Here is an 18131-nt window from a genome sequence, read left to right as displayed (position 1 = left end):
TTAAAGAAAATAAATATTAGCCACAATTTTGTCCACTTGGCATAGTTTTTGACACATCAGCAACAATTTTGTCCACTTGGCATAGTTTTTGACACATCAGCAACAATTTTGTCTACTATGCCTATTTTTAATAGCGTGTTTTCTTTAAAAATTAAGAATTTACTGCAATTTTAGTGAATTCATCAAAGAAGGTTGGGAATGTTTTTGCGGTACATTCAGGTTCTAGGATAGTCACTGGTGTATCGGATAAAGCAATTAAAGCAAAACACATTGCCATACGGTGATCATTATAAGTTGCAATATCTGCGTGTTTAAACTGTGTTAAGGCTAATGGCTGTACTCGTAGAAAATCTTCACCTTCTTCTACTTCTGCACCGACTTTCCGTAGTTCAGTTGCCATCGCAGTCAGTCGATCGGTTTCTTTAACACGCCAATTATAGATATTACGAATGACTGTTTCACCTTGTGCAAATAATGCCGTCGTAGCAATCGTCATCGCAGCGTCAGGGATATGATTCATATCCATATCAATGCCATGCAGTTCGCCGTGTTCCACTTCAACATAATCATCTGCCCAGTGAACGTTTGCTCCCATTTTTTCGAGGACATCAACAAATAACTTATCGCCTTGGATACTTTGTTTACCGATACCTCTAACTTTGACCTTACCTTTAATCGCAGCGGCGGCTAAGAAATAAGAGGCAGATGAAGCATCTCCTTCCACCATAAAATGGGTAGGTGAAATATAATGTTGACCACCAGCCACATAGAAAACTTGGTAGTTTTGGTGCGATACATTAACACCAAAAATTTTCATCATTTTAAGCGTAATATCAATGTAAGGTTTAGAAACTAAGTCGCCCACAATATGGATTTCACTATCTTGTGGTGCAAGAGGTGCAGCCATTAATAATGCTGTTAGGAATTGTGATGAAATTGCGCCACTAATTTCAACTTTTCCACCTTTTAATCCAGTGTTACGAATCGCTAATGGGGGATAGCCCTCTTGTTCTAAATAATCAATTTCTGCTCCCATTTGTTGCAATGCGTCAACCAAATCTTTGATTGGGCGTTCTTTCATACGAGGCTCACCAGTGAGAACGATTTCACTTTTCTCACCTGTGGGAGAGGCTAAACAAAGTGCTGCAGTTAATGGGCGCATTGCTGTCCCTGCATTGCCCAAAAATAAACTAAGACCACTTTGCCAATGAAATGCGCCACCATTACCCGCTATTTCACAGGTTGTTTTATCCTCAGATAATTGATAATGCACCCCTAATGCCCGTAAGGCATTTAGCATATGGCGGACATCATCACTATCTAAAAGATTGGTAATTGTTGTCGTGCCTTTTGCTAGTGCAGCAAGTAATAAAGCGCGATTCGATAAACTTTTTGAACCAGGTAAAGTAATTTCTCCCTCGATACGGGTAATCGGATTAAGGGTAATAGAATTCATAAAACAGTAAATATCCTCTGGTCAGCGATTAATTGGCTAAAACTTCAGTCAAAGCGTTGATAAAGGCTTGATTCTCTTCAGGTAATCCAATACTAATCCGTAAATGATTCGGCATACCATAACCTGCGATAGGGCGTACAATAACGCCTTTACGTAAGAGAGCATTGTAGATAGGTTGGGCTGGTTGTTTTAAATCAACGGTAATAAAATTGCCTTTTGAGGGAATGTAATCTAATCCTTGTTGTTCAAAGAAGTTGATCAGTTGTTGCATACCTTGGCGGTTATTTTCTGCGACTTTTTGTAAGAATGCCTCATCATTGATGACAGCCGTTGCAGCAGCAAGAGCAAGACTATTACAGTTAAAAGGTTGACGTACACGATTAAATAAATCTGCAATTTCAGGATCAGAAACCGCATAACCAACGCGTAAACCTGCTAAGCCATATGCTTTAGATAAAGTACGGCATACGACTAAATTTGAATATTTTTGTTGCAATGCAAACGATGGAACACGTTCTTGTTCATTAGTAAATTCAGTATAAGCCTCATCTAATACAACGATAATATTGGCTGGTACTTTGGCTAAGAATTGTTCGATTTCATCTGCAGTTAGGAAAGTTCCTGTTGGGTTATTAGGGTTAGCAATATAGATTAATTTGGTTTTATCTGTAATGCTGGCAAGAAATGCATCTAAATCGTGACCCCAATTTTTAGCAGGAATAACAACCGCTTTTGCATTAATTGCTTGGGTAACTAATGGGTAAACGATAAAGGCATATTGTGAAAAAATGACTTCATCGCCTTCACTGACAAAAGTATGGGCAATTAATTCTAATAAATCATTTGAGCCATTACCCAAAGTAATTTGAGCAGGATCTAGATTAAATTTTTGCGCAACAGTTTGTTTGAAATAGAATCCATTCGAATCAGGATAACGCGTAAGTTGATTAAGCTCAGCTAAAATTGCTTGTTTTGCGCTTTCAGATAATCCAAAAGGATTTTCATTAGAAGCTAATTTAACAATATTATGAATACCTAATTCTCGTTCTAATTCTTCGGTAGGTTTACCTGCTTGATAAGGTGAAAGTTGTTTTACACCAGGATTGGCGACATCTAAAAATTTCATAGTAATTCCTGTAAAGATTAAATTATTTGTCTTGTTGATTTTCTTGGGCAAATTTTTCCATAAATTCAATTAAGGCTTCAACACCTGCAATTGGCATAGCGTTATAAATTGAAGCACGCATTCCGCCTAGCACTTTATGCCCTTTTAATGCTCGTAAACCTGCTGCATTCGCTTGACTAACAAATTTAGCATTTAATTCATCACTACCAGTGGTAAAGGTGACATTCATTAATGAGCGATTGGCTTCCATAACATTATTGCGATAGAACGAACTTTGATCGATATAGTTATAGAGCAATTCTGCTTTGGCACGATTTTTCAGTTCAACATTTTCAATACCACCATTAGCTAAAAGGTGTTCAAAGACAAGTGAACAGAGATACCAAGCAAAAGTTGGTGGTGTATTAAACATTGAATCATGATCACGCAAAATTTGATAATTCCAAACAGATGGTGTACTACGGCGAGCTTTACCAATTAAATCATCACGAATAATGATTAATGTAATACCAGAGGGCCCCATATTTTTTTGTGCACCAGCATAAATCATACCAAATTTACTAATATCAATTGGACGAGAAAGGATGTTAGAAGACATATCCGCAATTAATGTGGTATTGCCAACATTTGGAATATCAAAAATTTCGATACCACTAATGGTTTCATTTGGACAATAATGCACATAGTCATATTGATCAGCAATGTCACTGAAATTGAGATCTTTTACCCCTGTTTTGCCATCTTGCTCAGTTAAAATATTGATTTCATCTATATTCCCAAATAACTTTGCCTCTTTTGCAGCAGCACCTGACCAATGCCCACTTGTCAAATAGAGTGCTTTACCATTTTCAGAAAGTAAGTTCATTGGAATTGCAGCAAATTGGCCTCTCGCACCACCTTGTGCAAAGAGAACTTGATAATTATCTGGAATATTGAAGAGTTTGCGTAAATCTTCGATAGAACGTTTGGCTAATGCCATAAAGTTAGCACCACGATGACTCACTTCCATTACTGAAGTGCCTAAAGACTCCCAATCGAGTAATTCTGCTTGGACTCGTTGTAAGACTTCTTTTGGCATCATAGCTGGGCCAGCACTGAAATTAAAAACTTCTGTCATATCTACCTTCTTTATTTTATTCGTCAAAATTTATCTAGTTTTAACACTAGCGAAATGAATTATCAACGGCTTTCTACATAGTTTCTAAATTATTCTCAAATGGCGTTATATCTTGATGAAAAAGGGTGATATCTTTTTGACGATACCCGAAAAAACCGTTACAGTAAGCGGCAGAATTTCGTTTATTACATAGAGAGTATTTATTATGGAAAATGTAAGCAAAAAATGTTTTGAAGATGTGTTGGAGTATGTGCGTATGTATCGTCAAAAGAATAAACTTTTGCGTGATATTGCAGATAATGATCGCAAAATTCGTGACAATCAAAAAAGAGTATTATTGTTAGATAACTTAAATCAATATATTACAGATGATATGTCTGTTGCGGATATTCGAGCGATTATTGCTAATATGCGCGAAGATTATGAAGCGCGTGTTGATGATTATATGATTCGTAATGCTGAAGCATCAAAACAGCGTAAAGAAATCAGTAAGGCAATGAAAGAACAAACAAAATTGCATGCTGAAATGTTAAAAAAAGATAAATAGTTTATTAGTTGAAGAAAAAAAAGGGTCGAAAAATCGACCCTTTTTTTGATATTGAGTATACAAATCCGTATTAACGTTTTGAGTATTGTGGACGACGACGTGATTTGCGAAGACCCACTTTTTTACGTTCAACACGACGAGCATCACGGGTAACGAAACCAGCTGCACGTAATACTGGACGTAAAGTTTCATCATACTCAATTAACGCACGAGTGATACCGTGACGAATTGCACCTGCTTGACCAGAAATACCGCCACCTTTAACAGTGATATATAAGTCAAATTTTTCTACCATATCAACTAATTCTAAAGGTTGACGAACAATCATACGTGAAGTTTCACGACCGAAATAAACATCAATATCACGTTGATTGATAGTAATTTTACCTGTGCCCGGTTTAATAAATACACGAGCTGAAGAGCTTTTGCGGCGGCCTGTGCCGTAGTTTTGATCTGCCATAGTCTAAACCTCGTGATTAAATATCTAAAACTTGTGGTTGCTGTGCAGCATGGTTGTGTTCGCTGCCTGCATACACTTTTAATTTACGGTACATTTCACGACCTAAAGGACCTTTAGGTAACATACCTTTAACTGCGATTTCAATCACACGTTCTGGACGGCGAGCAATCATTTCAGCAAAAGTCGCTTGTTTGATACCACCAACGTAGCCAGTGTGCCAGTAATAAATCTTGTCAGTTTTTTTACGGCCTGTTACAGCAACTTTATCTGCATTGATAACGATGATGTAATCACCTGTGTCAACGTGTGGAGTATATTCAGCTTTGTGTTTACCACGCAAGCGGCTTGCGATTTCTGCAGCTAAACGACCTAAAGTTTTGCCAGTCGCATCAACTACATACCAGTCGCGTTTTACTGTTTCTGGTTTTGCTACAAAAGTTTTCATTAATTCATTACCAAAATAATAATTTAACACCCTGTGTTCAACGATTTGAACACACCTTTTCGCTCGCAATAATCACCCCTTCGAGTGTATTTTAAGCATAAAAAAATTACATGGTGGGAAAAACCAATGTAATTAACAGGGTCGCAAGATTATACAGAAATAAAATTTAAAAACAAAGTAAAAACTAGGTCTGATTTTATTTTTTGCGATTTGTTTTTGTATTTTTATTTGACGTGATAGAGTAAGGACGCTTAATCACCAATTAAGGAGAAAAAAATGACAATTAAAATTTTGCATAATCCACGTTGTTCTAAAAGTCGTGCAACTTTACAACTACTAGAAGAACAAAATATTCAACCAGAAGTTGTGCTTTATTTACAGCGTGAATTTTCGCTACCAGAATTAAAATCTTTAATGGGAAAACTTGGCATTGATGATCCACGTTTAATGATGCGTACCAAAGATGACTTATATAAGTTATTAGGGTTGGATCAATTAAATCCAGCAGATCCTGAACAAAAAGAAGCTTTATTACAAGCGATTGTGGATCATTCGGCACTATTAGAACGTCCGATTGTGATTAATGGTAATCAAGCTCGAATTGGTCGCCCACCAGAAAGCGTATTAGAAATTTTATAGCGAGATGAATTGAAATTTGTCATAATAGCCGCCGCCGAAAAAATCGGCGGTTTTTTGTTATTTAAGGAAAAAAGTATGAAACAAGTTTATGAACACCAACGAGGTGAAATTCAGGAGAGTGCTATTAAAGCATTAGTAAGTGATCGATTATTTCGACAACGCATTGAGCGTAAACGGAAAGGTAAAGGCAGTTATCAACGTAAAACAAAACATGTTAAATGGGATTATCAAAGTGCAAGTATAAACGTTTTATTTTAGAGCTTTTATCCTTGCACTTTTTATTTGAATAGTAGGTAATACCACTTTCTTTTTTTATAAATCCGAGTATCCTTATTGCGTTCCTTTCTTGAGGAATGACAAAAAATATAGCAAGTTATGTTTATTTTAAGGTTACACAATATGAAAAAACTGTTGTTAGCATCATCAATGCTCATTTCTAGTATGGCTTATGCCGCACCTATTACTCAAGTTAATCCAAATACAACTACTCACACTTACGAATTTACCAATTCTTATGATCTTGTTGTACCAAAAGGTTCAGAAGGCGAAACTAATTTATGGGTACCATTGCCTTTTAATAGCGATTATCAAACATTAAAATCAGTTGAGTTTGAAGGTAATTATCGTACTGCATATATCACTGAAAATAATCAATATGGTGCAAAAACACTTTATGCGAATTGGGGTGAAAAAGCGGATAAACGTATCTTGAAAGTCAAAATGATTATTCAAACGCAAGATCGTGAACCAATGGTAACAGGTGTATTGAAAAACTATAAAGCACCAGAAAAAATTGAATATTCTGTCGATGTACAACCTTATTTAAAAGCGACAAGCCATATCAAAATTGATGGGATTGTTAAAGAATATGCCGATAAAATCGTAGGCAATGAAAAAGATCCATTGAAAAAAGCAGAACTGATTCATCAATGGATTGTAAAAAATATGGAACGTGATAATTCTGTATTGGGTTGTGGTGATGGTGATGTAGAAAAAATTCTCACAACAGGTGTATTGAAAGGAAAATGTACTGATATAAATTCCGTATTTGTGGCGTTGGCACGTGCTTCAGGTATTCCTGCGCGTGAAATTTTTGGTATTCGTTTAGGTGCAGCACCAAAAATGGAAAAATATTCAAAGAAAGCCTTTGGTAGTGCGAAAGATGGTGTTGCTAACGAAGATGGTGGACAACATTGTCGAGCAGAATTTTATTTAGCTGGCTTTGGTTGGGTGCCAGTGGATTCTGCTGATGTGGCAAAAATGCGTTTAACTGAGAAGAAATCAGTTGAGGATCCTGCGACACAAGCGGTAGCAAAATATCTTTTCGGTAACTGGGAAGCAAATTGGGTGGGCTTTAATCATGCGCGTGATTTCGATCTTTACCCTGCACCAGCCTTAAAACCAATTAATAATTTTGGTTATCCATATGCGGAAATTGGTGGTGATCCATTAAATTCATTTAATCCGAAAGAATTTGGTTATGAGTTCATTTCTAAAGAAATCAAATAATCAATTTATAGTGAGTTGTGTTACTGCAGTGGTGGCTGCAGTAACCTCAACATTATGCTGCATTGCACCATTAATCTATTTAGTTTTTGGTATCTCTTCGACTTGGTTAATTGAACTTAATCGCTTTGATTATTTGCGGATTCCAATGTTACTAATTTCATTAGGGGCATTTGCATATGGGTTTTGGCTACTCATCTTTTCTAAAAAAATTATCTGTACCAAATATTTATCACGAAAATGGCTGATCGCTTTGTATTGGTTAGTATTTATCGTGATTTTATTTTTTCTCACTTATCCCACTGTATTACCTTGGATTTTAGAATAAGAGGTGTTGATATGTTAAAGAAAATTATTCTTGCGACCTTGTTTGCATTGTTTACGGTTCAAAGTGTTTCTGCCACAGAAGCACAGATACAAACAGTAAATAAGCAAGCTGAACAACGTGAAGTTTCTTTTTATATCAAAGAGATGACCTGTCAATTATGTGTGTATTTAGTCAATAAAGAGTTGCGAGCGTTGGATGGTGTGATTAAAACCAAGGCAAATATGAATGAACATACTGTGAAAGTGATTGCCAACTCTAATGTAACAGATCAACAAATGATCCAAGCGATTGAAAAGTTACATTATACTGCTAAGGTGATTGGGTAACTTATTGATATAATTTTAATATTCCTCTCCCTCTTCATTTTTTTGAAGAGGGGATAAATTAAAACGATTTTTCAAGCAATAAATTGATATTTTTATCAGTATAAGAATAGAGCGAAGGAAGGTTACTCATTTGTTGTTTCCAATTAAACTGTAGTTTCGGAGTAATATTCCACCACTGCCAATCGCGTTTCCATAGGGTTAAACTGCTTTGGTAGATGTTGTCTTGCCTAATTTTATTAAGAGGTAAAATTCCACCTAAAATGGCTTGATCTTGATATTTACGTTTTGCAATAGAAAAATTTATCTGGCTAGAAATGCCAAAACTCCATTCTTGTTTCCAGCCAAGACGCAAACTTTGAGTATGATAGGAATATTGCTTCACTTGAGTATTTTCACGTAAAGCGTCAATACCGATATAGAAAAATTGGGTACTTTTAGGTAACCATAATAAAGTGGTAGAAAATAATTGGCTATGACCATCTAAATCTCTATTTTGTAGATAATAATTTTTTGCATATTCAAAGGTATTGGAAAGTTGAAAATGATTACTTAACCAACGAGACCATTCCAATGTTAATCCATTACTTTGTTGATAGCGATGATTTCCTACCCAACGCCATTGGTAAAAAGGCAGTACAGAGAATTGCTGAATCGCATTCTTATGTTTATAACCCAGACTTAGGCGGTTTTGAATATCGGTATAATCGTGTTGATCCCAATAATATTTACCATTAAGGCTGTTTTCTAAGGCAAGGTAGTGAGCTTGTATTAAGTTAAAATCTTTGCCAACGCTACCACTAAACGCAAGACCATGTGCTGATTGTGGCAACATACTTGAATTTTTCTGAAACCCCGTATCTTCAATATTCATATCAGAAGAAACATTATTGATGTTATTGGTTTGAGTGTAATAGGCATTAAAGCGGCTATACCAACGATTCCGTTGTTGAATCGCTTCAAGATAGAGATCGATGAGCTGTTCAATAGCGGGTGGTAAATTATCTGATTTAACAAGCTCAAATTGTGCTTGCGCCTCGTTATTTTGTTGATTTAAAAAGAGAACTTTCGCTAATTCAATCCGCACAGGATTTAATTTTGGATTGATAGCTAGAATTTGGCGTAGGAGATTGATTGCCCTATTATAGTCTAGATTATTCTGAGCTAAAATACTCTCAGCAAATAATATTAAGGATTTATCCGTTTCAGGAAAAATAAGATATAAGGGTAAAAATTTATTAATTAGATCAGAATTTCTTTCTTGAACAGCAAGGTTTAACCCCTTTTCAGTGAGTATTTTATTATTTTTAAACTGATTGAACCAAAAATCAGTGTTGGTATTTTGTATCTTTTCTGTTGATGCAAAAGAATTTGTTTGTACAGATATTGATAAAAGAGCAGTTAGAGAAAAAATAAATCTATTTTTCATTATGATGATAAAGAGTTAAAGTTACAAAATAATCAATACACTTCTAGATGAAGTGTATTGATTGACGATATTATTGTTTGCTACCAGCGAATACACCTTGTGCTTCAATAATTTTTGAACCTTTTTCTAAATCACCGACGATAGCACCAACAACTTCTTCATGTTGTTTTCCTGCAACAAAACCATAAAAACTACCATATGATAGGGCATAGCCTTTAAGGTTACCGGCTACATGACCGAAAATATTAAAATTGCTACCAGATGACATTTTGGTGATATCAGATGTTTCAATTTCTGCTTTATTAATAGTAATCTTTCCATTTTGAGCAAAATCAAATGCTCCAGTAATTTGTTTATTCTTAATAGTCATATTCATCGTACCATTTAAGAATTTATTTGTTTGTTCTGGGGCAGTGAAAATTGCTTTCCCTTTATAACTTGCATCTAAGTTATCTGGTAGAGTACTAGGTATATCTTTTGCAGCGAAAACAACACGGTAATCTGGTGAACGTGTTGTTCCCATATTGTGTAAACCATAAGCGGTATAGGATTGATGATAAGCATTCTCTCCAGTTTGTTTGGTTAAAGCCTCATAGACTTTTTTATAAACGCTTTGATCACTTTTGGTTGCTTTAACAATTTTATGTCTTGCATCAACAAGTTCTCCAGCACCATCTTTCATAAATCTAACATCACCGGTTGCATAAAATGCTGTATCAGTACTCTTTGACGAATTCTGAGTTGAAGAATTATTTGTTGTAGCAGTAGATTTCACACCATTACCGCCACCAGAACTACCACAAGCAGCAACAGATAATGAAATAAAGATTGCCAATGTGATTGGTTTAAAAGGAAATTTTTGCATAATAGATCCCCATAAAAATTGTGATTAAATTGAGCAAAATAGGTAGTTTTGCAATGAAAAAACGTAATAAAGAGAATGTTTTTATTAACAAAGTGTTTTGCTAATTAAAAACTTCCTTAGTTTAAAAAAAAACAAGCGGTTAGCGTTAAAAAAGTGAAAATTTTTATTGATGAATTACAAGATGTCGTGATTAATTTGTGATCTTTTGAATTAAGAGAATAACTACAGTAATTTTTTACAGCTGAGTGTGATTTTAAGGGGTAAAGAATAGAAAAAAACGGCGATTATTGTGATCGCCGTTTTTAATACAAAGGAAGAACTGAAAATTATAAACTTTCAGTGAAAGTACGAGTGATTACATCGCGTTGTTGTTCTGGAGTTAAAGAGTTAAAACGAACTGCATAACCAGAAACACGGATAGTTAATTGTGGATATTTTTCTGGGTGTTTTACAGCGTCTTCTAAAGTTTCACGACGTAATACGTTAACATTTAAGTGTTGACCACCTTCTACTTTCACAGTTGGCGCAACATCAACTGGTAATTCACGATATTCAATTTTACCTAATTCGTTGATTGCAACGATTTGGTCTTCAGCATAATCACCTTTTGCACATAAACAACGTGCTTCACCTTTTTCGTTGTCTAGTAACCAGAATGAGTTAATTAAATTGTCATTTGCTGCTTGTGTAATTTGAATACCTTTAATCATGATAGCCTCCGAAAGCATCTAATTATTAACTTAAAAACTGCCTAAATTTTATCAAAATATTTTATACTTTCAAAATAAATTGCAATATTTTGCCTAACTCAAGAATAAAAAATTTAACTTCTATGAGTTAATTTGATTTCAATCAATAAATAAGAGGGAAAAAATTTCCTAAGTATATTTTTTGTTTACGTTTAGCTAATGAAGTTGTAACAAATGAGTGCGTAATTTTTATTTGTGATTTCAGAAAATGTTTTTTTATAATTGAACGGTTTTAGAAAATAACAAGGATACGACCATGAGAACATGGAAAGAGATGATCGGGGCGGAAAAATCTTTGCCTTACTTTCAACATATCTTGCAACAAGTCCAACAACAACGTGATTTAGGGAAAATTATTTATCCGCCTAAAAGTGATGTGTTCAATGCTTTTCGTTATACGGAATTTGATCAGGTGAAAGTAGTGATTTTAGGACAAGATCCGTATCATGGACCAAATCAAGCACATGGTTTGGCTTTTTCAGTACGACCAAATGTCCCACCACCACCTTCATTAGTTAATATTTATAAAGAATTAAGTCAAGATATTGCTGGTTTTCAAATTCCTAATCATGGCTATTTAGTAGATTGGGCAACACAGGGTGTATTGTTATTAAATACAGTGTTAACAGTGGAACAAGGAAAAGCACATTCACATGTTAATTTTGGTTGGGAAACCTTTACTGATCATGTGATTGCCACTTTAAATCAACATACGACTGGATTAGTCTTTTTGTTATGGGGAAGTCATGCACAGAAAAAGGGGGCTTTTATTGATCGGCAAAAGCATTGTGTATTGACTGCGCCACATCCTTCCCCATTGTCTGCACATCGTGGTTTTTTAGGTTGTCACCATTTTTCACGAGCCAATCGATATCTGATTCAACAAGGGAAAACCCCAATTGATTGGAAGTTAGCAAATTTATAAGAGAGAAATAGATTTATGTTAGCCGTTATTTCACCAGCGAAAACGCTGGATTTTAATTGTCCATCTCCCATTACTACAGTTACTCAACCAAATTTAACTAAGTATAGCCAAGAATTAATTGAGATTTGCCGTCAGTTATCACCAGTTGACATAGCTTCATTAATGAAAATCAGTGATAAGTTAGCAGGCTTAAATGCGGCACGTTTTGCAGAATGGCAGTTGGAGCATAATGTCATCAATAGTAAGGCTGCGATATATGCGTTTAAAGGTGATGTTTATACGGGATTAGATGCTGAGAGCTTATCTGAAGCAGAAATTAACTTTGCACAAACACATTTACGGATGTTATCAGGATTGTATGGTGTATTACGACCATTAGATTTAATGCAGCCCTATCGTTTAGAAATGGGAACCAAATTAGCCAATTCTAAAGGTAAAGATCTTTATCATTTTTGGGGCAATATTATTACTGAACAATTACAACAAGCATTGGATCAACAAGGGGATAATATTTTGATCAATGCTGCATCGGATGAATATTTTAATGCAGTTAATCCTGAGCGTTTAAATGCAACAATTATTAAACCTATTTTTATGGACTATAAAAATGGCAAGTATAAAATTATTAGCTTCTATGCGAAAAAGGCACGAGGCTTAATTTGCCGTTATATCATACAGAACCAACTTACCAATCCTGAACAATTAAAAGAGTTTGATTTAGCAGGATATTGGTTTGATAAAAATGCTTCAACTTCAACAGAATTGGTGTTTAAACGGGAGTTAAAAGATGATTAAACAATTACCTTTATTAGGCGTATTGTTGTTAGCTGGTTGTGTTAGCCATCAGGTGAGTCAGCATAAAATTCAAGTACCCACAAAATTAAGTTTTGCACAACAACAGTACCAGTTAAGTAAAACGGATGATTTAGGTAGTGTAGTGAAATATACCTATCAATTAATGGATGCGAATAGTAATAAAAATTCACATTTAGAGATTTTTCAAGATTTACAACAAGATTTTGCGAAAACCGATCCAACCTATCAACAACGGATGACACTGCGTGAACAAATGTATGCACGTTCGGATATCAAAGTGTTTAATAATCAAGTGAACAACGGTAAGTTATATAGCTATGTAGTGTATCCACCAGCAGAACAGTTTACGGATTATCAAGTTGATGTAGCAAAAGGGGAGAATGTAGCCTCTTGTGGGTTTGTACAGTTGCAATATAGTGAACAATTCGCCCCAGTAAAAAGTAGCACAATGGCAGTATTGAAAAAACTGGAACAACAAAAAGCACAGCCATTAGTTCAAACGATGATGCAATATCCATTAGCGTGGAGCTGTAATGAAAAATAGTTATTCAATCTATGTTAAGCGTGCTGCTTGTTTTGCCATTTTTACTGCACTATTTTTGGTCTTAATAAAGTCGATTGCGTGGTGGAAAACAGGATCTGTCAGTATTTTAGCAGCGATTACTGATTCATTATTGGATTTATTAGCTTCTTTTACCAGTATGCTAATTCTCCGTTTTGCATTAATGCCAGCAGATGATAATCATTCGTTTGGGCATGGTAAGGCGGAATCTTTGGCATCATTAGCTCAAGGAATGTTTATTTGTGGTTCAGTTGTTTTCTTGTTTTTACAAGGGATACAACGTCTGAATTCACCTGAATTAACGGATCATAATATTTGGGGGATTGCGGTAACCGTCATTTCTGTTGTGATGACGGGAATTTTAGTCGCATTCCAAAAATATACAATTAAGTTAACTGACAGCCCAGCAATTAAAGCGGATAGCCTACACTATCAGACAGATTTATTTATGAATCTTGGTATCTTGTTAGCATTAGTGTTGAGTTATTATGGCTTTGTCATGGCGGATGCGATTTGTGCATTGATTATTGCTGTTTATATTTTGATTAATGCGTTGAAAATGGTCGCAGAAGCGATCCAAATGTTATTGGATGTTGCCTTGCCAGATGAAGAGATTGAGTTAATTAAGCTAATTGCAAAACAAAATAAACATGTGTTGGGTATTCATGATATAAAAACACGTCGTGCAGGAGCAGTTCGTTTTATTCAATTACATTTGGAATTAGAAGATCATTTACCATTAGTGGTAGCACATGACATTACTGAAGAGTTGGAGCAAGCATTATTAAAAGCCTTCCCTCATTCAGATATTATGATTCATCAAGAACCTACTTCGGTAGTAAAACAAGAAATGTTACAACAACAGCCTAACTCCTGATTAGATCAAAAATTACGAAAGTAATCGTAAATTTCACTAGAGCATAAGTAGTGAATAGTGTAATCTTAGCGCGTTTTTGATTTATTTTTAGCTTTAAAATATTTCCTAGTGAGGACGAAAAATGATTAAGAAAATTGCCGTATTAACGAGTGGTGGCGATGCGCCAGGTATGAACGCAGCGATTCGTGGTGTTGTGCGCGCAACATTATATGAAGGCTTGGAAGTTTATGGAATTTATGATGGCTACCAAGGACTTTACTTTAATAAAATTAAAAAATTAGAGCGTTATCATGTGTCTGATATTATCAACCGTGGTGGTACGTTCTTAGGTTCAGCACGTTTCCCAGAATTTAAAGATCCTGCGGTACGTGCGAAATGTGTTGAAAATTTACGTTTCCACGGTATTGATGCGTTAGTTGTTATCGGTGGAGATGGTTCATATATGGGAGCAAAATTATTGACTGAAGAGCATGATTTCCCATGTATTGGTTTACCAGGCACAATTGATAATGATGTGGCTGGAACGGATTATACTATTGGTTATCATACAGCATTAGAAACAGCAGTAGATGCGATTGACCGTTTACGTGATACCTCAAGTTCGCATCAACGTATTTCTATTGTGGAAATTATGGGACGTTATTGTGGTGATTTAACGTTAGCAGCAGCGATTGCAGGTGGTTGTGAATTTATTGTTGTGCCAGAACGTCCATTTGAGCGTGAAGCATTAATTCGTAAAGTAGAATATGGTATTGAAAAAGGTAAACGCCATGCGATTATTGCAATCACAGAACATATGTGTGATGTCAATGAATTAGCGAAAGAAATTGAAGAGCGTGTAAAACACGAAACGCGTGCAACTGTATTAGGTCATATTCAACGTGGTGGTGCACCTTGTGCCTTTGACCGTATTCTTGCATCTAGAATGGGCGTTTATGCAGTAGAACTTTTACTCCAAGGAGAAAAAGGGTGCTGCGTAGGTATTCAAAATGAACAATTAGTACACCACGATATTATTGATGCGATTCAAAATATGAAGCGTACTTTCAAAGAAGATTGGTTCAATACTTCAAGAAAACTTTACTAAATTTATCGTAGAGAATTTTAAAATTAGCACATACAGGTTATGACTTGTATGTGCTTTTTTATCTAATAATTCATTTGATAATAATTTTTCTCTATTAAATAAAATGAGATATAATTTCACCAAAATTTTACAATTATCCCAATGGAGAAAAATTTATGAAAAAAATCGTGATTGTTGGTGGTGGTGCAGGTGGTTTAGAACTTGCAACATTTCTCGGTCATAAATTAGGTCGTAAGAAAAAAGCAGAAGTGATTTTGGTTGATCGTAACCAAACTCATTTATGGAAACCATTGCTACATGAAGTCGCAACAGGATCTCTCGATGATGGTGTTGAAGCAGTTAGTTACCGTGCACATGCAAGAAATCATGGCTTCCTATTTCAACAAGGTCATATTACAGGGCTTTCTCGTACAGAAAAAAATATTACATTAGCACCTATTACGGATGAGCGTGGCAAGCTATTAGTGGCAGAACGTAAAATTAATTATGATATTTTGGTTTTAAGTATTGGCAGTAAGTCGAATGACTTTAATACCAAAGGAGTAAGCGATCACTGTATTTTTCTTGATAGCCCTGATCAAGCGTTATATTTCCAAAAACGTATGATGCAGCTCTTTTTGAAGTTTTCGGAGGATAATTTATCTGCAGATGAAGTGGTGATGTCCGATAAAATTCAGCTTGTTGAACCAAATAAAATTAATATTGCGATAGTTGGGGCTGGAGCAACTGGCGTTGAATTATCAGCGGAATTATATAATGCCGCACAATATTTATCTGGCTATGGTTTTGGTAAGATTGATAATAGTTGTTTAAAAGTAACGTTGATTGAGGCTGGAAATAAAATTTTACCTGCACTTTCAGATCGCATTATCAATTCTGCACATAAAGAATTAAATGCGTTAGGTGTTGATGTGCGTATCAATACACGTATTATTGAGGCAACGCCTAATAGTTTAATTACACATGATGGAGAAGAGATTAAAGCAGATTTAATGGTTTGGGCAGCAGGAATTCGAGCCTCTGATGTAACGAAACAGTTTGATGGTTTAGAGATTAATCGCATTAATCAATTACAAGTGAAAGATACGTTACAAACAACATTAGATGAAAACATTTTTGCCATTGGTGATTGTGCTGCATTATTACAAAAAGATGGTAAACCTGTACCGCCACGAGCCCAAGCAGCACACCAGATGGCGAGTATGTGCGGAAAAAATATCCTTGCCTTGTTAGAACATAAACCATTAAAGGCTTTTACTTATTATGATCATGGTTCATTAGTGTCTTTATCAAGATTTAGTACAGTTGGAAACTTAATGGGAAATTTGGTACGAGGCTCGATGACAATTGAAGGACATATTGCACATTTTATCTATGTTTCTTTATATCGTATGCACCAAGTTGCTTTACATGGTTGTTTTAAAACGGCTTTATTTATGTTAGTGGGACGCTTAAACCGTTTTATTCGTCCATTAATGAAGTTACATTAGTTTTAACTATTCATTTTTGTAAAAGTTTTTGCGAACCAAAGAGGTAAGGTTGTATTAACGCTTACCTCTTTAATTAACTTGCTTATAAGATCTTATTTAACCCATTGAACAATATCTTGGAGTGCTTGACGAGTTTTAGCAGGTTGTTCTTCATCACGATAACCAAAACCAACCATCACAGATACCCCAAAGTGTTGCGGATCTAACGCACCTTCTTCGATTAAAATCTTTTCAACCGCTTCACGATTAAACCCTTCGATAGGACAAGAATCAATCCCCATCATTGCAGCTGCTGTCATCATATTAGCCATTGCAATATAAGTTTGTTTACTTGCCCAATCAAATAGGCTAGTTGCACTATCAGCAATAGCAAAATCTTGAGTTTGCCATTGTTTGAATAAACTGCCCATTCTTTCAATAATTTCACGCGGTTTATGTTGAATATCAGTCATGATGTGTTCTAAATAAGCAGAACCATAACGAACATCATCTTGTTTACGCGCTAGAATAATAACGAAATGACTTGCTCCAGCTAAACTTCTTTTTGCACCCCATGCAACAGGTGCAAGTTTGTCTTTAATCGCCTGTTTTTCAATAACAAGAAATTTCCAAGGTTCAAAACCAAAAGAACTTGGAGAAAGACGAGCTACTTCCAGAATAGTTTTGAAATCTTGTTCACTAATGATTTTGTTAGGATTAAATTTTTTACAAGCGTAACGGAATTGAAATGGTTTAAGTACTTCTAGATTATTCATATTGTTTTTACCTTTTATCTAAAAAAATAGGCAGGCACTATATCATTACACGGCAATAATAGAAAGTACGCACAGATCTGATATATAATATACTATAATTTACTTAAGTATCATTTTTATATTATTGAGGTAATCAATAGCTTATGACAAAAAATATAGAAGAGAAAAATCCTGAATTAACAGCAATTAGTACTCATACTATGAATCCAAATTGTTTAGATCAGCCTTGTCCGATAGAGATTGCTTTAGATATTATTGGTGGAAAATGGAAAGGGGTTATTTTATATCGTTTATTGGGTGGGACTAAACGTTTTAATGAGTTGCAAAAATTATGCAAAAATATTACTCAACGCACATTGACATTACAGCTAAGAAGTTTAGAAAGTGATGGTTTAGTACAACGTACTGTCTATGCAGAAGTTCCTCCTCGGGTTGAATATACGTTAACACCATTAGGGGCTTCAATGGAACCTATTATTCAGGCTTTATTTGAATGGGGTATAGCGTATAAACAAACAATAAAAGGTCAGTCATTGTCAGAAAAATGACATTAAAAGGCATATAGGACAAAAAAGTTGGTAAAAAGTGGTTTAAAAGCATATAGTACAAGGCTTTAAACCACTTTTTTG

Annotated in this window: 22 protein-coding genes; 13 read left to right on the top strand and 9 right to left on the bottom strand. The window is 35.1% G+C overall.

Annotated elements, in window-relative coordinates; genetic code table 11:
- Window positions 1-151: 151 nt before the first annotated feature.
- From aroA to serC, 3 genes are read right to left on the bottom strand one after another with little or no spacing between them, the layout of a single operon-like run.
- Window positions 152-1456 carry a 3-phosphoshikimate 1-carboxyvinyltransferase gene (aroA, locus tag ACFFHT_RS09215; RefSeq protein ID WP_382375544.1) on the bottom strand — a complete coding sequence of 435 codons (1305 nt, stop codon included), beginning with the start codon at window positions 1454-1456 and terminating at the stop codon, window positions 152-154.
- Window positions 1457-1484: 28 nt separating this feature from the next.
- Complete coding sequence (gene hisC / locus ACFFHT_RS09210; RefSeq protein WP_382375542.1) at window positions 1485-2582, bottom strand: histidinol-phosphate transaminase; 1098 nt, start codon at window positions 2580-2582, stop codon at window positions 1485-1487.
- 22 nt (window positions 2583-2604) lie between these two features.
- The gene (gene serC, locus ACFFHT_RS09205; protein ID WP_382375540.1) at window positions 2605-3699 is read right to left on the bottom strand and encodes a 3-phosphoserine/phosphohydroxythreonine transaminase; all 1095 of its coding nucleotides are present in this window, start codon (window positions 3697-3699) and stop codon (window positions 2605-2607) included.
- A 205-nt stretch (window positions 3700-3904) separates the two neighbouring features.
- On the opposite strand from serC, the gene ACFFHT_RS09200 reads away from it, so the two are divergent.
- On the top strand, window positions 3905-4246 hold the full coding sequence (locus ACFFHT_RS09200) for a DUF496 family protein (RefSeq protein WP_382375538.1): 342 nt from the start codon (window positions 3905-3907) through the stop codon (window positions 4244-4246).
- 70 nt (window positions 4247-4316) lie between these two features.
- Here the strand turns inward: ACFFHT_RS09200 and rpsI are convergent, their stop codons facing one another.
- Both rpsI and rplM read right to left on the bottom strand, forming a co-directional pair.
- Window positions 4317-4706 carry a 30S ribosomal protein S9 gene (rpsI, locus tag ACFFHT_RS09195; RefSeq protein ID WP_382375536.1) on the bottom strand — a complete coding sequence of 130 codons (390 nt, stop codon included), beginning with the start codon at window positions 4704-4706 and terminating at the stop codon, window positions 4317-4319.
- A gap of 16 nt (window positions 4707-4722) precedes the next feature.
- On the bottom strand, window positions 4723-5151 hold the full coding sequence (gene rplM / locus ACFFHT_RS09190; protein WP_382375534.1) for a 50S ribosomal protein L13: 429 nt from the start codon (window positions 5149-5151) through the stop codon (window positions 4723-4725).
- Window positions 5152-5427: 276 nt separating this feature from the next.
- Between rplM and arsC the strand changes: the two genes are divergently transcribed.
- The 5 genes from arsC to ACFFHT_RS09165 all read left to right on the top strand — a co-directional run bounded on the left by arsC (window position 5428) and on the right by ACFFHT_RS09165 (window position 7950).
- Complete coding sequence (gene arsC, locus ACFFHT_RS09185; RefSeq protein ID WP_382375532.1) at window positions 5428-5790, top strand: arsenate reductase (glutaredoxin); 363 nt, start codon at window positions 5428-5430, stop codon at window positions 5788-5790.
- Between the two features lie 75 nt (window positions 5791-5865).
- Complete coding sequence (locus ACFFHT_RS09180) at window positions 5866-6048, top strand: alternative ribosome-rescue factor A (RefSeq protein ID WP_382375530.1); 183 nt, start codon at window positions 5866-5868, stop codon at window positions 6046-6048.
- 141 nt (window positions 6049-6189) lie between these two features.
- Complete coding sequence (locus ACFFHT_RS09175; RefSeq protein ID WP_382375528.1) at window positions 6190-7299, top strand: transglutaminase-like domain-containing protein; 1110 nt, start codon at window positions 6190-6192, stop codon at window positions 7297-7299.
- Window positions 7271-7624, top strand: coding sequence for a mercuric transporter MerT family protein (locus ACFFHT_RS09170; protein ID WP_382375526.1), 354 nt, complete (start codon window positions 7271-7273; stop codon window positions 7622-7624). Before ACFFHT_RS09175 ends, ACFFHT_RS09170 begins: the two co-directional genes overlap by 29 nt.
- A gap of 11 nt (window positions 7625-7635) precedes the next feature.
- Window positions 7636-7950, top strand: coding sequence for a heavy-metal-associated domain-containing protein (locus ACFFHT_RS09165; protein ID WP_382375524.1), 315 nt, complete (start codon window positions 7636-7638; stop codon window positions 7948-7950).
- Window positions 7951-8008: 58 nt separating this feature from the next.
- Here the strand turns inward: ACFFHT_RS09165 and ACFFHT_RS09160 are convergent, their stop codons facing one another.
- The 3 genes from ACFFHT_RS09160 to grcA all read right to left on the bottom strand — a co-directional run bounded on the left by ACFFHT_RS09160 (window position 8009) and on the right by grcA (window position 10951).
- Window positions 8009-9376 (bottom strand): surface lipoprotein assembly modifier, encoded by a 1368-nt coding sequence (locus ACFFHT_RS09160; RefSeq protein ID WP_382375522.1) that lies wholly within the window; start codon window positions 9374-9376, stop codon window positions 8009-8011.
- 70 nt (window positions 9377-9446) lie between these two features.
- Window positions 9447-10241, bottom strand: a complete 795-nt coding sequence (locus tag ACFFHT_RS09155) for a hypothetical protein (protein WP_382375520.1) — start codon at window positions 10239-10241, stop codon at window positions 9447-9449.
- A 326-nt stretch (window positions 10242-10567) separates the two neighbouring features.
- Entirely contained in the window at window positions 10568-10951 is a 384-nt protein-coding gene (grcA, locus tag ACFFHT_RS09150; protein WP_065234831.1) for an autonomous glycyl radical cofactor GrcA, read from the bottom strand.
- 295 nt (window positions 10952-11246) lie between these two features.
- Between grcA and ung the strand changes: the two genes are divergently transcribed.
- The 6 genes from ung to ACFFHT_RS09120 all read left to right on the top strand — a co-directional run bounded on the left by ung (window position 11247) and on the right by ACFFHT_RS09120 (window position 16747).
- Window positions 11247-11915: a uracil-DNA glycosylase gene (ung, locus tag ACFFHT_RS09145; RefSeq protein WP_382375517.1), complete on the top strand. Its 669-nt coding sequence runs from the start codon at window positions 11247-11249 to the stop codon at window positions 11913-11915.
- A 15-nt stretch (window positions 11916-11930) separates the two neighbouring features.
- Window positions 11931-12710 (top strand): peroxide stress protein YaaA, encoded by a 780-nt coding sequence (gene yaaA, locus ACFFHT_RS09140; RefSeq protein ID WP_382375515.1) that lies wholly within the window; start codon window positions 11931-11933, stop codon window positions 12708-12710.
- Window positions 12703-13275, top strand: a complete 573-nt coding sequence (locus ACFFHT_RS09135) for an HI_0983 family protein (RefSeq protein ID WP_382375513.1) — start codon at window positions 12703-12705, stop codon at window positions 13273-13275. The genes yaaA and ACFFHT_RS09135 overlap by 8 nt, the downstream gene beginning before the upstream one ends.
- Window positions 13265-14170 (top strand): cation diffusion facilitator family transporter, encoded by a 906-nt coding sequence (locus ACFFHT_RS09130; RefSeq protein WP_382375511.1) that lies wholly within the window; start codon window positions 13265-13267, stop codon window positions 14168-14170. Before ACFFHT_RS09135 ends, ACFFHT_RS09130 begins: the two co-directional genes overlap by 11 nt.
- Before the next feature lie 121 nt (window positions 14171-14291).
- Window positions 14292-15257 (top strand): 6-phosphofructokinase, encoded by a 966-nt coding sequence (gene pfkA, locus ACFFHT_RS09125; RefSeq protein WP_382375509.1) that lies wholly within the window; start codon window positions 14292-14294, stop codon window positions 15255-15257.
- 155 nt (window positions 15258-15412) lie between these two features.
- Complete coding sequence (locus tag ACFFHT_RS09120) at window positions 15413-16747, top strand: NAD(P)/FAD-dependent oxidoreductase (RefSeq protein ID WP_382375507.1); 1335 nt, start codon at window positions 15413-15415, stop codon at window positions 16745-16747.
- 92 nt (window positions 16748-16839) lie between these two features.
- Here the strand turns inward: ACFFHT_RS09120 and ACFFHT_RS09115 are convergent, their stop codons facing one another.
- The gene (locus ACFFHT_RS09115; protein WP_382375505.1) at window positions 16840-17502 is read right to left on the bottom strand and encodes an NAD(P)H-dependent oxidoreductase; all 663 of its coding nucleotides are present in this window, start codon (window positions 17500-17502) and stop codon (window positions 16840-16842) included.
- Between the two features lie 143 nt (window positions 17503-17645).
- On the opposite strand from ACFFHT_RS09115, the gene ACFFHT_RS09110 reads away from it, so the two are divergent.
- Window positions 17646-18050, top strand: a complete 405-nt coding sequence (locus tag ACFFHT_RS09110; RefSeq protein WP_382375503.1) for a winged helix-turn-helix transcriptional regulator — start codon at window positions 17646-17648, stop codon at window positions 18048-18050.
- The last annotated feature ends 81 nt before the right edge of the window (window positions 18051-18131 follow it).

The sequence above is a fragment of the Gallibacterium melopsittaci genome (genome assembly GCF_042433085.1).
Taxonomy (GTDB): Bacteria; Pseudomonadota; Gammaproteobacteria; order Enterobacterales; family Pasteurellaceae; genus Gallibacterium; species Gallibacterium melopsittaci.
The sequence above is the reverse complement of the archived record's forward strand: the minus strand, read 5'-3'. Positions and strand labels throughout refer to the sequence as shown.

Excerpts from the sequence above, each read along its gene's own strand:
- ACFFHT_RS09200 (WP_382375538.1), top strand. The coding sequence starts at position 3,905 with ATGGAAAATGTAAGCAAAAAATGTTTTGAAGATGTGTTGGAGTATGTG.
- ACFFHT_RS09165 (WP_382375524.1), top strand. The coding sequence starts at position 7,636 with ATGTTAAAGAAAATTATTCTTGCGACCTTGTTTGCATTGTTTACGGTT.
- ACFFHT_RS09180 (WP_382375530.1), top strand. The coding sequence starts at position 5,866 with ATGAAACAAGTTTATGAACACCAACGAGGTGAAATTCAGGAGAGTGCT.
- ung (WP_382375517.1), top strand. The coding sequence starts at position 11,247 with ATGAGAACATGGAAAGAGATGATCGGGGCGGAAAAATCTTTGCCTTAC.
- aroA (WP_382375544.1), bottom strand. The coding sequence starts at position 1,456 with ATGAATTCTATTACCCTTAATCCGATTACCCGTATCGAGGGAGAAATT.
- ACFFHT_RS09120 (WP_382375507.1), top strand. The coding sequence starts at position 15,413 with ATGAAAAAAATCGTGATTGTTGGTGGTGGTGCAGGTGGTTTAGAACTT.
- ACFFHT_RS09130 (WP_382375511.1), top strand. The coding sequence starts at position 13,265 with ATGAAAAATAGTTATTCAATCTATGTTAAGCGTGCTGCTTGTTTTGCC.
- pfkA (WP_382375509.1), top strand. The coding sequence starts at position 14,292 with ATGATTAAGAAAATTGCCGTATTAACGAGTGGTGGCGATGCGCCAGGT.
- yaaA (WP_382375515.1), top strand. The coding sequence starts at position 11,931 with ATGTTAGCCGTTATTTCACCAGCGAAAACGCTGGATTTTAATTGTCCA.
- ACFFHT_RS09110 (WP_382375503.1), top strand. The coding sequence starts at position 17,646 with ATGACAAAAAATATAGAAGAGAAAAATCCTGAATTAACAGCAATTAGT.
- grcA (WP_065234831.1), bottom strand. The coding sequence starts at position 10,951 with ATGATTAAAGGTATTCAAATTACACAAGCAGCAAATGACAATTTAATT.
- ACFFHT_RS09155 (WP_382375520.1), bottom strand. The coding sequence starts at position 10,241 with ATGCAAAAATTTCCTTTTAAACCAATCACATTGGCAATCTTTATTTCA.
- ACFFHT_RS09160 (WP_382375522.1), bottom strand. The coding sequence starts at position 9,376 with ATGAAAAATAGATTTATTTTTTCTCTAACTGCTCTTTTATCAATATCT.
- rpsI (WP_382375536.1), bottom strand. The coding sequence starts at position 4,706 with ATGGCAGATCAAAACTACGGCACAGGCCGCCGCAAAAGCTCTTCAGCT.
- ACFFHT_RS09170 (WP_382375526.1), top strand. The coding sequence starts at position 7,271 with ATGAGTTCATTTCTAAAGAAATCAAATAATCAATTTATAGTGAGTTGT.
- ACFFHT_RS09115 (WP_382375505.1), bottom strand. The coding sequence starts at position 17,502 with ATGAATAATCTAGAAGTACTTAAACCATTTCAATTCCGTTACGCTTGT.
- serC (WP_382375540.1), bottom strand. The coding sequence starts at position 3,699 with ATGACAGAAGTTTTTAATTTCAGTGCTGGCCCAGCTATGATGCCAAAA.
- hisC (WP_382375542.1), bottom strand. The coding sequence starts at position 2,582 with ATGAAATTTTTAGATGTCGCCAATCCTGGTGTAAAACAACTTTCACCT.
- ACFFHT_RS09135 (WP_382375513.1), top strand. The coding sequence starts at position 12,703 with ATGATTAAACAATTACCTTTATTAGGCGTATTGTTGTTAGCTGGTTGT.
- rplM (WP_382375534.1), bottom strand. The coding sequence starts at position 5,151 with ATGAAAACTTTTGTAGCAAAACCAGAAACAGTAAAACGCGACTGGTAT.
- arsC (WP_382375532.1), top strand. The coding sequence starts at position 5,428 with ATGACAATTAAAATTTTGCATAATCCACGTTGTTCTAAAAGTCGTGCA.
- ACFFHT_RS09175 (WP_382375528.1), top strand. The coding sequence starts at position 6,190 with ATGAAAAAACTGTTGTTAGCATCATCAATGCTCATTTCTAGTATGGCT.